General features: G+C 61.2%; 13 protein-coding genes. 5 read left to right on the forward strand and 8 right to left on the reverse strand.

Annotated features, from left to right (window positions below):
• Positions 1–21: 21 nt before the first annotated feature.
• From GHO32_RS11135 to GHO32_RS11165, 7 genes are all read right to left on the reverse strand, one after another.
• A complete protein-coding gene (locus GHO32_RS11135; RefSeq protein ID WP_153335706.1) occupies positions 22–573 on the reverse strand; it encodes a sarcosine oxidase subunit gamma in 552 nt (183 codons plus the stop codon).
• A 3-nt stretch (positions 574–576) separates the two neighbouring features.
• Positions 577–3,474 (reverse strand): 2Fe-2S iron-sulfur cluster-binding protein, encoded by a 2,898-nt coding sequence (locus GHO32_RS11140; protein ID WP_153335705.1) that lies wholly within the window; start codon positions 3,472–3,474, stop codon positions 577–579.
• A complete protein-coding gene (locus tag GHO32_RS11145; RefSeq protein ID WP_048369159.1) occupies positions 3,471–3,773 on the reverse strand; it encodes a sarcosine oxidase subunit delta in 303 nt (100 codons plus the stop codon). Before GHO32_RS11145 ends, GHO32_RS11140 begins: the two co-directional genes overlap by 4 nt.
• A gap of 13 nt (positions 3,774–3,786) precedes the next feature.
• The gene (locus tag GHO32_RS11150; RefSeq protein ID WP_048387478.1) at positions 3,787–5,028 is read right to left on the reverse strand and encodes an FAD-dependent oxidoreductase; all 1,242 of its coding nucleotides are present in this window, start codon (positions 5,026–5,028) and stop codon (positions 3,787–3,789) included.
• Complete coding sequence (gene folD, locus GHO32_RS11155) at positions 5,010–5,915, reverse strand: bifunctional methylenetetrahydrofolate dehydrogenase/methenyltetrahydrofolate cyclohydrolase FolD (protein WP_368668448.1); 906 nt, start codon at positions 5,913–5,915, stop codon at positions 5,010–5,012. The genes GHO32_RS11150 and folD overlap by 19 nt, the downstream gene beginning before the upstream one ends.
• Positions 5,912–6,778, reverse strand: coding sequence for a formyltetrahydrofolate deformylase (gene purU, locus GHO32_RS11160; protein WP_153442833.1), 867 nt, complete (start codon positions 6,776–6,778; stop codon positions 5,912–5,914). The genes folD and purU overlap by 4 nt, the downstream gene beginning before the upstream one ends.
• Before the next feature lie 270 nt (positions 6,779–7,048).
• Positions 7,049–7,648, reverse strand: coding sequence for a helix-turn-helix domain-containing protein (locus tag GHO32_RS11165; protein WP_048369155.1), 600 nt, complete (start codon positions 7,646–7,648; stop codon positions 7,049–7,051).
• 283 nt (positions 7,649–7,931) lie between these two features.
• On the opposite strand from GHO32_RS11165, the gene glnT reads away from it, so the two are divergent.
• The 5 genes from glnT to GHO32_RS11190 all read left to right on the forward strand — a co-directional run bounded on the left by glnT (position 7,932) and on the right by GHO32_RS11190 (position 13,710).
• A complete protein-coding gene (gene glnT / locus GHO32_RS11170) occupies positions 7,932–9,266 on the forward strand; it encodes a type III glutamate--ammonia ligase (protein ID WP_153335703.1) in 1,335 nt (444 codons plus the stop codon).
• 48 nt (positions 9,267–9,314) lie between these two features.
• Positions 9,315–10,220 carry a glutamine amidotransferase family protein gene (locus GHO32_RS11175; RefSeq protein WP_123749477.1) on the forward strand — a complete coding sequence of 302 codons (906 nt, stop codon included), beginning with the start codon at positions 9,315–9,317 and terminating at the stop codon, positions 10,218–10,220.
• A gap of 11 nt (positions 10,221–10,231) precedes the next feature.
• Positions 10,232–10,915 carry a protein glxC gene (locus GHO32_RS11180; RefSeq protein ID WP_153335702.1) on the forward strand — a complete coding sequence of 228 codons (684 nt, stop codon included), beginning with the start codon at positions 10,232–10,234 and terminating at the stop codon, positions 10,913–10,915.
• 19 nt (positions 10,916–10,934) lie between these two features.
• Positions 10,935–12,272 carry an FMN-binding glutamate synthase family protein gene (locus tag GHO32_RS11185; RefSeq protein ID WP_048369151.1) on the forward strand — a complete coding sequence of 446 codons (1,338 nt, stop codon included), beginning with the start codon at positions 10,935–10,937 and terminating at the stop codon, positions 12,270–12,272.
• Positions 12,273–12,384: 112 nt separating this feature from the next.
• A complete protein-coding gene (locus GHO32_RS11190) occupies positions 12,385–13,710 on the forward strand; it encodes an ammonium transporter (protein ID WP_153335701.1) in 1,326 nt (441 codons plus the stop codon).
• A 65-nt stretch (positions 13,711–13,775) separates the two neighbouring features.
• Here the strand turns inward: GHO32_RS11190 and GHO32_RS11195 are convergent, their stop codons facing one another.
• A complete protein-coding gene (locus GHO32_RS11195) occupies positions 13,776–15,488 on the reverse strand; it encodes an amidase (RefSeq protein WP_153338222.1) in 1,713 nt (570 codons plus the stop codon).
• Between the last annotated feature and the right edge of the window lie 153 nt (positions 15,489–15,641).

Raw genomic sequence — 15,641 nt, forward strand, 5'->3', positions numbered from 1 at the left:
CGGCAGCTCCTGCAGGCCTTTTTACCCCCCAATAAACTCCTGCATCGCATCCACCAGCGCCTCGTGGAAATAGGCTTTCGAGGGCCGGTCAAACAGGATGTGCAAAGCCGGCTGCTGCGCACTGCCCGAATTGATCACGATGACGTTGATACGCGCCGCCGAGGTTTGCGCCACGGCGCCAAACCCGAAAGCTTCGGCACTCAGGTCGACGCCGCAAAGCTTGGCCATGATCGCGCTCAGGTGCTCCCCACTGAGCTGGAAACAGCCGTGGCTGTCCTGGCGCGGCAGCAGGTAGTTGGCTTGATGGTCCATCTCCCAGCGTGCTTCTTCGTCGGCGATGCGTTCGTCTTGCAGGTGGCTGGCGATCAGCAGGTATTCGGTCTGTGACAGCCGTGCCACCAGGCTGCCGTCAGGCTGGGTGACGGCGCGGTTCGGGCTGGTCGGCAGTTCGAAGCCGCGGCCGCGCAGGTAGTCGGCGCTGTCAGCCCCGCGAAAGCCGACCCGGGGCAGGTCGGTCAAGTCGCTCAGGGCACAGCCAATAAAGGGCACTTGCTGTTGTCTCAGGCTGGTCATGGGTCAAAGCTCCTGGCGCTGGTTTTCAGGGTCAAAGAAGGGCAGGGCGACAACCTCGGCCTGGACGGTCACACCCCCTTCAACACGGATCGGGATGCGTTGCCCCGGCGTGCTCTGGTCGATGCCCGCATAGGCCAGGCCGATGATCTTGCCCAGGCTGGCGGAGTATTCACAGGAGGTGACGCTGCCGCTGATGTCAGGGCCGTTAAGCACCAGATGCCCTTCAAGCGGTTGCGCGCTGTCTTTGGGCAAGCTGAAGCCCACCAGTTTGCGCTTGAGCGATTGGGCTTCGAGGATGTCCACCGAGCGCCGTCCGACGAAGAAGGGTTTATTGCGGCTCACCGCCCAGCCCATGTCGATTTCTGCCGGGTGGGTCATGCCGTCGGTGTCCTGGCTGATGATCACGTGGCCTTTTTCAAGGCGTAGCAAGCGCTGGGTCTCAACGCCAAACGGGCGAATATCAAACGCTTCGCCAGCGCTGATCAGGGCATCCCAGAGCGCCAGCCCGTGACGGGCCGGAACGTGGATCTCATACCCCAGCTCGCCGACAAAACCGACCCGCAGCAAGCGTGCTGCAATCCCGGCCACCGTGCCTTGGCGCACGCCCAGATACGGGAAGGCACTGGCACTTAAATCGAGGTCAGAACAGAGCAGTTCGAGGACTTTGCGTGAGTCCGGCCCGGCCACGTTGACCGCGCAAATGGCGGCGGTCACGTTGGTGATGTCGACGTCCAGACGCCATTGCGCATTCCACTTCAGCATCTGCTGGTAAATGCGGTCTACGCCGCTGGTGGTGGCGGTGACGTAAAAGTGCTGCTCGGCAAAGCGTGCGCACACGCCATCATCAATCACCACCCCGTGTTCGTTGGTCATCAGCGCATAGCGCGAGCGCCCCACGGGCTGCTTGATGAAGGCAAAGGTGTACAGGCGGTTCAACAGCTCGGCCGCATCCGGGCCGCGCACATCGAGGCCGCCCAGGGTCGACACGTCAATGATGCCGACCTTGTTGCGCACGTGCAGGGCTTCGGCCTGCATGCAGGCTTCGCGGTCTTTGACCGCGCCGTAGTAGGCCGGGCGTTGCCAGATACCGGCCGGCATCATTTTCGCGCCTGCCTGCACATGGCGGATGTGCATGGGTGTTTGGCGATACGGGTCAAACGCGCGACCGGCCACATGGGCGAGTTTTTCTGCCACAAACGGCGGCCGCGCGGTGGTGACCCCGGTCTCGCTGATATTGCGTTGCGTCGCCCACGCCACCAGGCGTGCGGTGGGCAGTGCAGAGTGGCGGCCTTGGGACGGGCCCATGCCCACGGTGGAGTAGCGTTTGACCAGTTGCACGTCGCGATAGCCGATGCGTGTGGCGTTGACGATGTCGGCCACTTGCAGGTCTTCGTCAAAGTCGACGAAGTCTTTGCCCTTGGGGTGCGGAAAAATCGGCCAACTGAAGTTGACTGGCGCTTCTGCCCGCCACCGTTCAGGGGCTGCGTCTGCGCTCAGACCGAGTGCCCGTGCCGCAGCGGCACCGGCACGGGCGCCGTCGGCGAGTACGTTGTCCAGTGAGTGGCGGCCATTGACGGACCCGGCAACCAGCAAGTTTTGTGGCAGCCCGCTGAGGGTGAACTCGGCGCGCTGGTCGTCATAGGCCAGTTTGCCGCCCGCCTGGCACAGCAGTTGATAGACCGGCATATAGCCTGCCGACATGCACAACAGGTCGCAGTCCAGACGTTTGCCGCTGTCGGCCACGCGGCCTTGGGCGAGGATGGTGCGCACCTCGACCCCGGTCACGTGGCGCATGCCTTTTTCGTGCAGGGCTTCGTACACGGTGCTGTTGTTCAGGCACGGGATCTTGCGTTGCAGCAAGGCTTCACGCAGCGCCGGATTACCCGGCGCGGCCCGCAGGTCGATCAGCGATGCAACCGCCACGCCTTGCTCATGCAAATCCAGCGCGGCCAGATACCCGTCGTCATTACCGGTCAGTACCACGGCCCGCTGGCCAGGCTTGACCGCATAGAGTTTCATCAGGCGCTGGGCGGCACTGCTCAGCATCACCCCCGGCAAGTCGTTGTTGCGAAAGATCACCGGCTGATCGAACGAGCCGCTGCACACCAGGCATTGGCTGGCCCGCACCTTGTACAGGCGTTTGCCCTGAATTACCGGCAGGTAGTTGTCGGTGAACCAGGCGTTACAGGTCGCCTCGGTGAGCACTTTAATATTGGCGTGCTGCACCACTTGCGCCAGCAGCGAATGGCGCACAGCGTTGGCCTGGATGCCTTCAATGTCGAAGCGGGCATAGGTCAGCGAGCCACCGAGCACCGCTTGCTGCTCGATCAGCAGCACCTTGGCCCCGGCATTGGCGGCCGTCAGCGCGGCTTGCAAACCGGCAGGCCCGGCGCCGATCACCGCCAGATCCGTGAACAGGTACGCCTTGTCGTAGTACTCGGGGGTGAAGTTCAGATCGAGCACACCCAGCCCGGCTTTTTTGCGAATCATCGGCTCCCAGAGCTTCCACATGCCCTTGGGCTTGTAGAACGAGCGGTAGTAGAACCCCACCGGCATGAATTTGGAAAACTTGCCCAGCCAGGCGTCGCGGTCATGGTCCAGGCTGCCGTTGACGTTTTGCGCGCTGACCTGCAAACCCGACGTCAACGGGCAGGCATCGGCCAGCACGTTGGGTTCTTTGGGCAGTTGCACCAGGCTGTTGGCGTCTTGCCCGGCCATGGTCAGCGGGCCACGGGGGCGGTGGTATTTGAACGAACGGGAGAGCAGAAACCGGCCGTTGGCCAGCAACGCACTGGCAATGCTGTCACCTTGCAGTCCCTGGTAGCGCTCGCCATCGAAGGTGAAGTCCAGCGGCTGATGACGGTCGATCAGCAGGCCCATCGGGGCGGGGAGGCGGTTCATCCTGCAATCTCCTTGGCGGCGGTGCTGAACTCGACACGGCGGGTAAACAGCTCTTTGGGGTCGAAGGTGCGCAGTACTTCATCGCTGACGGTGTGGCGCTCGGCGATAAACCAGTAGCTGGACGGCGTGTGCATCCACCATTCGCGCACCACCCCGGCGAGGTTTTCGCTGTTGAACACGTAGTCGGCCCATTCGCCATCGCTGCAGGTGGTTGGGTCTGGCATGACCTTGAACTCGCCGCCGTAGGTGAACTCACTGATATTGCGCGGCCCGTTGAGCGGGCACATCATGATTTTCATTGCGTGCTCCGGGTCAGTGGCTGGCCGCCGTGGCGCCCATTTCGTTGACTTGCTGGAAGGTTGAAAAACGTTCGAGGGCGAACGGTTTGATCAGCTCGGGCACCTTGCCGCCGCTGGCAACCAGCTCGGCCATGGTCTTGCCGCAGATGGGCGTGGCCTTGAAGCCCCACGTGCCCCAGCCGGCGTCGAGGTAGTAATTTTTCACCGGCGACAAACCCATGATCGGGCTGTAGTCGGGGGTCATGTCGGTGCTCCCGGCCCATTGGCGCATCAGTTTGGCGTTGGCCAAAAAAGGGAACATCTCGATGGCGTGGGCCAGCAGGCTTTCTTTCAAGTCCAGGGTCGAGCGCGTGTTGTACAGCGGGTAGGGGTCGGAGCCGCCACCGAATACCACTTCGCCACGGCTGGTTTGCTGCACGTAACAGTGCAGTGCTGACGAACTCACCAGTGGGTCGAGAAACGGCTTGAAAGGTTGCGTGACCATGGCTTGCAACGGGAAGGTCTGAATCGGCGAGCGGATCCCGGCTTTGGCCATCAGCAGTGAGCTGTGCCCGGCAATGGCCTGCACGGCGCAACCGCAGCGGATCGTCCCGCGGTTGGTTTTGACGGCGGTGATCGCGCCGTTCTCGATCACCAGGTCTTGAACCTCGGTCAGTTGATGAATCTCCACCCCGCGCTTGGCCGCCTGCTTGGCATAACCCCAGGCCACGGCATCGTGGCGGGCGGTGGCGCCGTCGATGTGCCACAGCCCGGCGAGCACCGGCAGGTGGCCGGGATCGAGGTTGAGGGTGGGCACCAGTTCGCGGATCTGCTGGCGGTCGATCATCTCGCTGCGCCCGCCAAAGTGCTTGTTGACCTCGGCCCGCTGGCGGAACGAACGCACGGTGGCATCGGTGTGGGCCAGCGTCAGTTGGCCGCGCTCCGAATACATGATGTTGAAGTCGAATTCGTTGGACAGCGACTGGAACATCCGCACTGACTCGGCGTAAAACTTCACGCCTTCGCTGGTCAGGTAGTTGGAGCGAATGACTGCCGTGTTGCGCGCCGTATTGCCGCCCCCCAGATAGGCCTTTTCGAGTACCGCGATATTGCTGATGCCGTGGTATTTGGACAGGTAATAAGCGGTGGCCAGGCCATGCCCGCCCGCGCCGATGATGACCACGTCATAGCTGGGTTTGAGCGCCTTGGGCGGCGGTAAGTCGACCTCTACCGGGTACTCCGAACTCAGCCCGTATTTCAAGAGATTGAAAGGCATACGGCCTCCGACAGGCTGCGTTGCGCCTGAGATTGATTAAGGGCGGCGGTCACGGTGTTTTTCATTAGAAAAGCGATGGTCATCGGGCCGACACCGCCGGGCACCGGGGTGATGGCCGCGACGCGGGTCAGTGCGCTGTCGAAATCCACATCACCGACCAGGCGGCTGCGACCGTTGTCATCGATGCGGTTGATGCCGACATCAATCACCACGGCGCCGGGCTTGAGCCAATCGGCGTCGATCAGGCGCGGGCGGCCCACGGCGGCGATCACAATGTCGGCCTGGCGGCACAGCGCTTGCGGGTCCTGGCTGCGTGAGTGGAGCACGGTCACCGAGCAGTCGGCTTGCAACAGCAGGGCGGCCATGGGTTTACCGACGATGTTCGAGCGCCCAATCACCACCGCGTGCTTGCCGCGCAAATCACCGCAAGCCTGCTTGAGCAAATACAGGCAGCCGCTGGGTGTGCAGGGCGCCAGCACCGCGCGGCCCTGGCTCAGCCCGCCGACGTTGTCACTGTGGAAACCGTCGACGTCCTTGTCCGGGCTGATCGCCTGCAGGGCGCGCAGTTCGTCGATATGCGCGGGCAGGGGCAGTTGCAGCAACACACCGTGAACCGAACGGTCGGCATTCAAGCTGGCGATCAACTGCAGCAAGTGTTCAGTCTCTGTATCGCTCGGCAGGCGATGTTCCAGCGAACGAATACCAACCTCTTCGGCGCGCAGGACCTTGTTGCGCACATACACCTGACTGGCCGGGTCGTTGCCCACCAGAATCACCGCCAGGGTGGGCTCAATGGCCTGCTCGTAGAGGCTGGCTACATCTTCGCGCACTTGCTGCAACACGCGTGTGGCGGCGGCTTTACCGTCAATCAAAAGGGGCGTATTCACCGGAAAATCACCGTTCTGTCCTGGTTGAGAAACACCCGATGTTCAAGGTGGTATTTGACCGCCCTGGACAGCGCCACGGTTTCGGTGTCGCGCCCGATTGCCACCAGATCTTCCGGCAAATGGACGTGATCGACCCGTTGCACTTGCTGCTCAATGATCGGCCCCTCGTCCAGGTCGCTGGTCACGTAATGCGCGGTGGCCCCGATCAGCTTTACCCCGCGTTGCCAGGCCTGGTGATACGGCTTGGCGCCCTTGAAACCGGGCAGGAACGAATGGTGGATATTGATCGCCCGACCTGACAGCTGTTGGCACAGGTCGTCGGAGAGGATCTGCATGTAACGCGCCAACACCACCAGCTCGGTGCCGGTGTCGTCGACGATTTTCATCAGTTCGGCTTCTTGCCGGGTCTTGGTGTCTTTGTTGACGGGCAGGTAAATGAAGCGGATACCCTCACGCTCAGCCATGGGCCGCAGGTCGAGGTGGTTGGAAACAATGGCGGTGATGGTCATGTCGACCTCGCCCTTGTGGTAGCGGTACAGCAAGTCACCCAGGCAATGGTCGTACTTGCTCACCATCAGCAACACACGCATAGGCTGGCGGGTGTCGTGGAGTTCCCAGGTCATGTCGAAGGCGGCGGCAACGTCACTGAACCCGTCTTTGATCTGCTGAAGGTCAGCGGCCTGCTCATCGTTGAAGCGAAACACGGCCCGCATGAAAAAGCGCCCGCTGAACTCATCGTCAAATTGCGCCATCTCCCCGATGTAGCAACCGTTGTCCGCCAGAAACGTGGTCACGGCAGCAACGATGCCAGACACCGCCGGACACGTGACCTTGATGATGAAATGGTTTTTTTCGTGTTGCATGACACATCCTCGGGAAGGTAGTGGCAGCTCATCGCAGGGCGAAAAAAGACATCAGCACAGCCGTTCTCGAGGTGGAACGTACTTTCTTGAAGGGAATAAAATATTCCTGAATGTTGGCTTTATAGGGGAATGCCCGCGCCGCGTCCAGAGGTTTTAAGAAAGTTTTTTAACTGACAGGAATTTTATGCGGGGAAAAGATACGCATCTGTAGGAGCGAGCTTGCCTCGCGATCTTTTGATCTTCAAAAAAGATCGCGAGGGGGCAGGGGGCTTATTCCTTGTCGTTGCCGTAGTTCATGATCGACAACAAACGAATCGGTACTTGCACCAGCTGTTCCGGCCCGTGGGGGATGTCGCCTTCGAAGGTCAGGCTGTCCCCCGCCTGCATGCGGTACAACTGGTTGCCGTGGCGATAAATCAATTCGCCTTCCAGCAAATGCAAAAACTCGGTGCCCGGATGGGCGAAGGTCGGGAACTCTTCGCTGGCGTCGTCCATGCTCACCATGTACGCCTCAAAACTCTTCTTCGGGCCGCGTGTGTGGTTGAGCAAGTGGTAGGTGTGGCCTTTCTCGGTGCCCCGGCGCACCACCTCCATGCCTTGGTCGGCCTTGACCAGCAGCGCGCTGCCGTCCTGCTGATCGTATTCACTGAACAGCTTGGACATCGGCAAGCCGAGCACGTCGCACAGGCGGCTCAAGGTATCGAGGCTGGTAGAGACCTGGGCGTTTTCGATTTTGCTCAACATGCCCTGGCTGATATCGGCAATTTTGGCCACGTCGGACAACTTCAAATCCTGAGCCTGGCGTTGGCGCTTTATCTGCATGCCCAAGTATTGCTCAAGCTTGAGCCGTGGAGCGGGTTCGGTTGGCATCGTCATTCAGTCCTGCACACTTTCCGTTCAGTAATAATAGTTTCGCACTGAGAAAGTGCAAAAAGCTGGTTACAGGCTAGCGGATCATTGGCCATATTCCCACCGGGAAAAGATTTTTCCCATATAGACAGCACGAAAACGCCCCTGGAGGCGTTTTGACGCAGCGCTGACAACTCTGGCAAGGGCTTTGCATTCCTATTGGGAAACTAACTTTCTTTTTAGGAATAAAAAGACGGTTAAGGCCAACCCTCACTGTTTTGCCTTTCGCCAGGAGTGACGAGTAATGCTGCCAGCAGAAACCCAGCGCATCATCGATAAGCACGGGATCAAGTACGTGCTTGCGCAGTTTGTCGATATTCACGGTGCGGCGAAAACCAAGTCGGTGCCTATTTGTGGCCTCAAGACCGTCGCCGAAGAGGGCGCCGGGTTCGCCGGTTTTGCCATTAGTGGCATGGGCATGGAGCCCCACGGCGCGGATTTTATGGCCCGTGGCGATTTGTCGACCCTGACCCCGGTGCCCTGGCAGCCAGGTTACGGGCGAGTGGTGTGCGTGGGGCATGTGGATGGCAAGCCGCACCCTTACGACAGCCGTTATGTGTTGCAGCAACAGGTTCAGCGCCTGGCGGACAAGGGCTGGACCCTCAACACCGGGCTGGAGCCTGAGTTCAACCTGATGCGCCGTGACGAGCACGGCACCCTGCAACTGGTCGACCCCAGCGACAACCTCGACAAGCCTTGCTACGACTACAAAGGCCTGTCGCGCTCCCGGGAGTTTCTGGAAAAGCTCACCGAAGCCCTGCAAGCGGTGGACTTCGAGGTCTACCAAATCGACCACGAAGACGCCAACGGCCAATTCGAAATCAATTACACCTACAGCGATGCGCTGACCTCCGCTGACCGCTTCACGTTCTTTCGCATGGCGGCTGGTGAGATCGCCAACGATTTGGGCATGATTTGCTCATTCATGCCCAAGCCGGACCCCAAGCGGGCGGGCAACGGCATGCACTTTCACCTGTCAATCAGCAGCGCCGAGAACAAAAACCTGTTCCATGACGCCAGCGATCCCAGCGGCATGGGCCTGTCGAAAATGGCTTATCACTTTGCTGCCGGTCTGCTCGCCCACGGCCCGGCCCTGTGTGCCTTCGCTGCGCCGACCGTCAACTCTTACAAGCGCCTGGTGGTAGGGCAGTCCTTGTCCGGCGCCACCTGGGCACCGGCTTTTATCGCCTTCGGCGCCAACAACCGTTCGGCCATGGTCCGCGTGCCATACGGGCGTCTGGAATTTCGCCTGCCGGATGCCGGGTGCAACCCGTATCTGGTCAGCGCAGCGATCATCGCGGCCGGGCTCGACGGCATCGATCGCCAACTGGAAATCGACCACGTCTGCAACGAAAACCTCTACAGCCTGAGCCTCGAAGAAATTGCCGCCCGGGGCATCAAGACCTTGCCGCAATCGCTCAAGGAAGCCTGTGACGCGTTGCAAGCCGACCCGCTGTTTGCCGAGGTGCTCGGCCCGCAAATCGTTGGCGAGTTCATCAAGCTCAAGCGCATGGAATGGGTGGAGTACAGCCGCCACGTCTCCGACTGGGAAATCAAGCGTTACACCGAATTCTTCTGATTATGTCTGGCGGCACAGCCGCTCCCGAACAACCTGAGGACTGCTCTTATGTGTGGAATCGTAGGTCTGTATCTGAAAAACCCGCAGCTGGAAGCCCGGCTCGGCACGTTGTTTGAACCCATGTTGCAGGCCATGACGGATCGCGGTCCGGACAGTGCCGGCTTTGCTATCTACGGCGACGAAGTGGCGGCAGGCTGGGTCAAATTGACGTTGCAGGCAACCACTGAAAGCTTTGACTGGAACAACCTGATGGGCGCGCTGGAAGGGCGCCTGGGCTGCTCGCTGGACTGGTTCCAGAACGCCAGCGCTGCGGTGCTCAAGGTCAATGCCGACGAGGCATCAGTGCGTGCCGCACTGGCTGAGCTGGCGCCGACGGTGCGCATCATGAGCGCCGGGCAGAGCATCGAGATCCTTAAGGGCATGGGCCTGCCTGAGGACATCTCCCGGCGCTTCGGCCTGGCCGGCATGCAGGGCAGCCACATCATCGGCCACACCCGCATGGCCACGGAAAGTGCGGTGACCATGGAAGGCAGCCACCCGTTTTCGACCGGCGCCGACTTGTGCCTGGTGCACAACGGCTCGCTGTCCAATCACTTCCGCTTGCGTCAGGAGCTCAAGCGCGAAGGGATTCATTTCGAAACCGATAACGACACCGAAGTCGCGGCCGGTTATCTGACCTGGCGCCTGCAACAGGGCGACTCGCTGAAAGATGCGCTGGACCACGCGCTGGAAGACCTCGACGGTTTCTACACCTTCGCCATCGGCACCCGTAACGGTTTTGCGGTGATCCGCGATCCGATTGCCTGCAAGCCGGCGATTTTGGCCGAAACCGACGATTACGTGGCCATGGCTTCTGAGTATCAGGCGCTGTCGAGCCTGCCGGGCATTGAACACGCACGGATCTGGGAACCGGCACCGGCCACGTTGTACATCTGGGAACGCGAGTCAGCTTAAGGAGCGCACACATGAAAACCATCGATCTTTCCATTGCCAGCGTGCGCGAACTCAATCAGGCGCTGCACGACCAGGTTCATAACGTTATCGACGCCGAATGGCGGGTGACGCACTCCAACGGCAAGCACAACCTCGCGGTGGGCGTGAATCAGGCCGTGTCCATCGATATTGAAGGCCACGCCGGTTACTACTGCGCGGGCATGAACCAGCAGGCGACGATTACCGTGCACGGCAACGTCGGCGTGGGCTGCGCCGAAAACATGATGTCGGGCGTGGTGCGGGTCAAAGGCAGCGCTTCGCAGGCGGCCGGGGCCACTGCCCATGGCGGCCTGCTGGTGATTGAGGGCGATGCCGGGGCGCGCTGCGGGATTTCCATGAAAGGCATCGACATTGTGGTCGGCGGCAGCATTGGCCACATGAGCTGTTTTATGGGCCAGGCCGGGCGTCTGGTGGTGTGCGGCGATGCCGGTGATGCGCTGGGCGACTCGCTGTACGAAACCCACATCTATGTGCGCGGCAGCGTCGAGTCGCTGGGGTCGGACTGTGTTGAAAAAGAGATGCGCGCCGAACATTTGCAAGAGCTGCAAGGGCTGCTGGATGTAGCCGGTTTTGCGCACAAAGCCGCCGAGTTCAAGCGCTATGGCTCGGCCCGTCAGCTGTACAACTTCAAAGTCGATAACGCGTCCGCGTACTGATCCGCGCGAGGAGAACCCCATGAGCGATTCCACTAACCCAACGCCAACCACGCCGGTACTGCGCGAATCGGCCACCTTCGATCGCCTGACGATTCAGGAGATCCAGCGCGCGGCCGAAACCGGTATCTACGATATTCGTGGCGGTGGCACCAAACGCAAACTGCCGCATTTTGATGACTTGCTGTTGCTCGGCGCCAGCGTCTCGCGCTACCCGCTGGAAGGCTATCGCGAGAAGTGCGGCACCGATGTGATCCTCGGCAATCGCTTCGCGAAGAAGCCGATTCACCTGAAAATTCCGGTTACCATCGCCGGGATGAGTTTCGGTGCTTTATCCGCCAATGCCAAGGAAGCCCTGGGCCGTGGCGCGACCATCGCCGGGACCAGCACCACCACCGGCGACGGCGGCATGACCCCGGAAGAGCGTGGCCAGTCGCAGCATCTGGTGTACCAGTATTTGCCATCACGCTACGGCATGAACCCGGACGATTTGCGCAAGGCCGACGCGATTGAAATTGTCCTCGGGCAGGGCGCCAAACCGGGCGGTGGCGGCATGCTGCTGGGGATGAAAGTCACTGAGCGGGTGGCCGGGATGCGCACCTTGCCGATTGGCGTCGATCAACGCAGCGCCTGCCGTCACCCGGACTGGACCGGCCCGGACGACCTGGCGATCAAAATTGCCGAACTGCGGGAAATCACCGACTGGGAAAAACCCATCTACGTAAAAATCGGCGCCAGCCGTCCGTACTACGACGTCAAACTGGCAGTCAAAGCCGGGGCCGACGTGATCGTGCTTGACGGCATGCAAGGCGGCACGGCGGCCACTCAGGAAGTGTTTATCGAACACGTCGGCATCCCGATTTTGTCGGCCATCCCGCAAGCGGTTCAGGCCCTGCAAGAGATGGGCATGCACCGCAAAGTGCAGTTGATTGTCTCGGGCGGCATCCGCAATGGCGCCGACGTGGCCAAGGCCATGGCCCTGGGGGCAGACGCCGTGGCCATTGGTACGGCAGCCTTGATCGCCCTGGGTGACAACCATCCGCGGCTGGACGCTGAGCTGAAGAAAATCGGTTCGGCAGCGGGTTACTACGACGACTGGCAGAACGGCCGCGACCCCGCCGGGATCACCACCCAAGACCCGGAACTGTCCAAGCGTCTGGACCCGGTCGAAGGCGGTCGGCGCTTGGCCAACTACCTGCGGGTGATGGTGCTGGAAGCCCAGACCATGGCCCGGGCCTGTGGTAAATCGCACCTGCACAACCTTGACCCCGAAGATCTGGTCGCCCTGACCGTGGAGTCGGCCGCCATGGCCCGCGTGCCGCTGGCGGGCACCAGTTGGGTACCGGGCTCCGGCTACTGATAGACCCCACCTCGTAGGAGCGAGCTTGTCTCGCGATCTTTTGATCTTTTAAAAGATCGCGAGACAAGCTCGCTCCTACAATTTCGAACGTTCTTTTGCAGGAGCTTTGAACATGGTCAATCGCCCTCTCGGCAAATCATTTTTGATGGTGTGCACAGCCATGCTGTTGGCACCGCTGGCTCAGGCCGCCGATGCCCCCGTCTTGAACACCGGCAGCACCGCCTGGATGATCACCGCTGCCGCGCTCGTGTTGTTTATGTGCCTGCCCGGTCTGGCGCTGTTCTATGGCGGCCTGGTGCGGGCCAAGAACATGCTTTCACTGTTTACCCAGTGCTTCGGGATTGCCGGGGTGGTGGGCGTGCTGTGGGTGATCTATGGCTACAGCATGGTGGTGGATACCACGGGCATGGTGGAGGGGCAGGTGACCTTCAACAGTTTTGTCGGTGGCCTGGGGCAAGCCTTTTTGAAAGGCATTAACGCCGACAGCCTGGTGGGTGACATCCCGGAAGGGGTGTACGTGACCTTCCAGATGACCTTCGCCATCATCACCCCGGCGCTGATCGCCGGTGCCTTTGCCGAGCGCATGAAGTTCTCGGCGGCACTGCTGTTCATGGCGGTGTGGTTCACCCTGGTGTACGCCCCGGTGGCGCACATGGTCTGGGGCGGGCCCGGTGCATTAATGCATAACTGGGGCGTGCTGGATTATGCCGGTGGTACGGCGGTGCACATCAATGCTGGGGTTGCCGCCTTGGCCGCCTGCCTGATTCTGGGCAAGCGCAAGGGCTACCAGAACACCCCGATGCCCGCGCATAACCTGAGCCTGACCATGGCCGGTGCGGCGATGCTGTGGGTCGGCTGGTTTGGCTTCAATATCGGTTCGGGCGGCGGCTTGAGCGGGTTGTCCGGCATGGTGATGCTCAACACCCAGTTGGGCGCATGCGCAGGCATTCTGGGCTGGATGTTCACCGAGTGGTTCAAGGTCGGCAAACCCAGTGCTCAAGGCTTGGCCTGCGGTGCACTGGCCGGGCTGGTGGGCATTACCCCGGCGTGTGCTTATGTCGGCGTCGGCGGTGCGCTGGCCATCGGCTTGTTGTGCGGGGTGTTCTGCTACTTGAGCGTCACCGTGCTCAAGCGCCGTATCGGTTATGACGACAGCCTGGACGTATTCGGCTTGCATGGCATTGGCGGGATGATCGGTGCAGTGCTGACCGGGGTGTTCTGTGTGCCGTCGTTGGGCGGTCTGGTGGACGGCGTGAGCATGGGCGCGCAAGTGATGGCGCAGATTAAGGGCGTATTGCTGACCACGGTGTATTGCTTTGCCGCCAGTTGGGTGATTCTGAAAATCATCGACCGCGTGATCGGTTTACGTGCCGACGATGCTGTGGAAGAGCTGGGGCTGGATCTGGCTGAGCATAACGAGCGGGCTTATAACCACTGAAGCATTAGCATCCTGTAGTGATCGTGCTCGCGATCTTTGACAAAAGATCGCGAGCATACTCAAGCCTACAGAGCGGTATTCAGCGGCGGGGTGCGGGGTGGGATCTGGCGTTTGCTGCCCAGTGCTTCAAACGCCGAAGCAATGCTCAGCAACGCCGAATCGTCGTAAGCGCGCCCGGCAAAGGTCAGGCCCACCGGCATGCCGATGTCTGCCATCACGCCCATCGGCACGGTGACGGTCGGTACACCCAAATGACGGATCGCCAGGTTGCCGTTGGCCACCCACACTCCGTTGCTCCAGGCAATGTCGGCCGATGCCGGATTAACATCGGCGTCGGCCGGGCCTACATCGGCGACAGTCGGGAACAGCACGGCATCCAGGCCCAGATCATCCATCCATTCTTCAAGGTCGATCTTGCGGGTCTGTTCCAGGCCTCGCAGGCCGTCCGGCAAGCTCGCGATCTGGTCCCACGGGGTGATCCCGCGCTGGGCCATGCGCACGTACTCATCCATGCCCGCAGCCAGTTCATCTTCGCGGTTGGGCAGGGTGCCCGGATCGTGCGGGAAAATCTGCGGGCCATCTACGTCGGCCAAGCGGTTGAGTTTCGGGTCGCCGTTGGCACGCAGGAAGTCATCGAAGGCCCAGGCTGACAGCTCCCACAATTCGTCGTGCATGAACTCCTTGGACACCAGCCCGCGGGTGAACACTGTTGGCGCGCCCGGACGGTCGCCTTCGCAGTTGGACACCAGCGGGAAGTCGACCTCGATCACTTCGGCGCCCTTGGCCTCAAGGGCCTGGCGCGCGGCTTGCCACAGGTCGATGACCGACGCACGGGTGGTGATGCGCTGCCCGGTCGGGCCGCCGATGCCGGGGTTCTCTGCGGTGCCGGCCAGCGGATCGGCATTGATGTACATGCGCGGCACGCCAAAGCGCTTGCCTGCCAGGGTTTCAGCGCTGGCGGCCAAGTCCAGGTACGACGCCGGGCGCACGGATTCAACACTCGGCAGCGGCACCCAGGGCTGCATGCGCCACAGGTCGCCACGGGTGTCCGGGTCTTCGGCAACCACCACGTCGAGCACTTGCAGCAGGTCGGCCATGGTTCTGGCATAGGGCACGACCACGTCCATGGTTGGTGTCAGCGGCCAGTTACCGCGCACTGAAATCACTCCGCGAGATGGCGTGTACGCGCACAGGCCGTTATTGGACGCCGGACCGCGCCCGCTGGACCAGGTTTCTTCGGCCAGCCCAAACGCCGAGAAACTCGCAGCGGTGGCCGTGCCAGCACCATTGGACGAGCCGGACGCGAAGGGCGCAGTCAGGTAGTCAGCGTTGTACGGGCTTTCGGCGCGGCCATACACGCCGCGTTGCATGCCGCCGTTGGCCATCGGCGGCATGTTGGTTTTGCCCAGGCAAATGGCTCCGGCGGCGCGCAAACGCTCAATGGTGAACGCATCGCGATAAGCGATCAGGTCTTTAAAGGCCGGGCTGCCGGAGGCGGCTGTCAGGCCCTTGACCAGGTAACTGTCTTTGGCGGTATAGGGGATCCCGTCCAGCGGGCCGAGGGTTTCACCCCTGGCGCGACGGGCGTCCGACGCTTCGGCTTCTTTAAGGGCTTCGGGGTTGCGCACCACCACCGCGTTCAGCGCGGTCGGCGTTTGCGGGCCGTCATAGGCCTCGATGCGTGCAAGGTACGACTTGACCAGCTCAACCGCGGTGGTCTGGCCCGAATCGAGCGCTTCACGCAGTTGGGCAATGGAAACTTCAGTAACTTCGATCATGCGCTCACCGCCGAAGGTTAAGGGTGGATGTGGACTGTGTGCAGCTTAGCGAAACCGTTTTCGTTAATCGATATTTATCCGTAATTATTAAGCGGCTCGCGCCTACCGAATAAAACGCTGAACATAATCTGCGCTTAATTCCAGCACGCTCTG

Origin of the sequence: Pseudomonas sp. FSL R10-2189, assembly GCF_009600325.1 — a bacterium.
GTDB classification, from domain to species: domain Bacteria; phylum Pseudomonadota; class Gammaproteobacteria; order Pseudomonadales; family Pseudomonadaceae; genus Aquipseudomonas; species Aquipseudomonas helleri.

What these genes read in the sequence shown, in the direction of transcription:
- glnT (WP_153335703.1), top strand. Translation starts at nt 7,932, where the DNA reads ATGCTGCCAGCAGAAACCCAGCGCATCATCGATAAGCACGGGATCAAG.
- GHO32_RS11180 (WP_153335702.1), top strand. Translation starts at nt 10,232, where the DNA reads ATGAAAACCATCGATCTTTCCATTGCCAGCGTGCGCGAACTCAATCAG.
- GHO32_RS11145 (WP_048369159.1), bottom strand. Translation starts at nt 3,773, where the DNA reads ATGAAAATCATGATGTGCCCGCTCAACGGGCCGCGCAATATCAGTGAG.
- GHO32_RS11165 (WP_048369155.1), bottom strand. Translation starts at nt 7,648, where the DNA reads ATGCCAACCGAACCCGCTCCACGGCTCAAGCTTGAGCAATACTTGGGC.
- GHO32_RS11150 (WP_048387478.1), bottom strand. Translation starts at nt 5,028, where the DNA reads ATGCCTTTCAATCTCTTGAAATACGGGCTGAGTTCGGAGTACCCGGTA.
- GHO32_RS11175 (WP_123749477.1), top strand. Translation starts at nt 9,315, where the DNA reads ATGTGTGGAATCGTAGGTCTGTATCTGAAAAACCCGCAGCTGGAAGCC.
- GHO32_RS11135 (WP_153335706.1), bottom strand. Translation starts at nt 573, where the DNA reads ATGACCAGCCTGAGACAACAGCAAGTGCCCTTTATTGGCTGTGCCCTG.
- GHO32_RS11185 (WP_048369151.1), top strand. Translation starts at nt 10,935, where the DNA reads ATGAGCGATTCCACTAACCCAACGCCAACCACGCCGGTACTGCGCGAA.
- GHO32_RS11190 (WP_153335701.1), top strand. Translation starts at nt 12,385, where the DNA reads ATGGTCAATCGCCCTCTCGGCAAATCATTTTTGATGGTGTGCACAGCC.
- GHO32_RS11140 (WP_153335705.1), bottom strand. Translation starts at nt 3,474, where the DNA reads ATGAACCGCCTCCCCGCCCCGATGGGCCTGCTGATCGACCGTCATCAG.
- purU (WP_153442833.1), bottom strand. Translation starts at nt 6,778, where the DNA reads ATGCAACACGAAAAAAACCATTTCATCATCAAGGTCACGTGTCCGGCG.
- GHO32_RS11195 (WP_153338222.1), bottom strand. Translation starts at nt 15,488, where the DNA reads ATGATCGAAGTTACTGAAGTTTCCATTGCCCAACTGCGTGAAGCGCTC.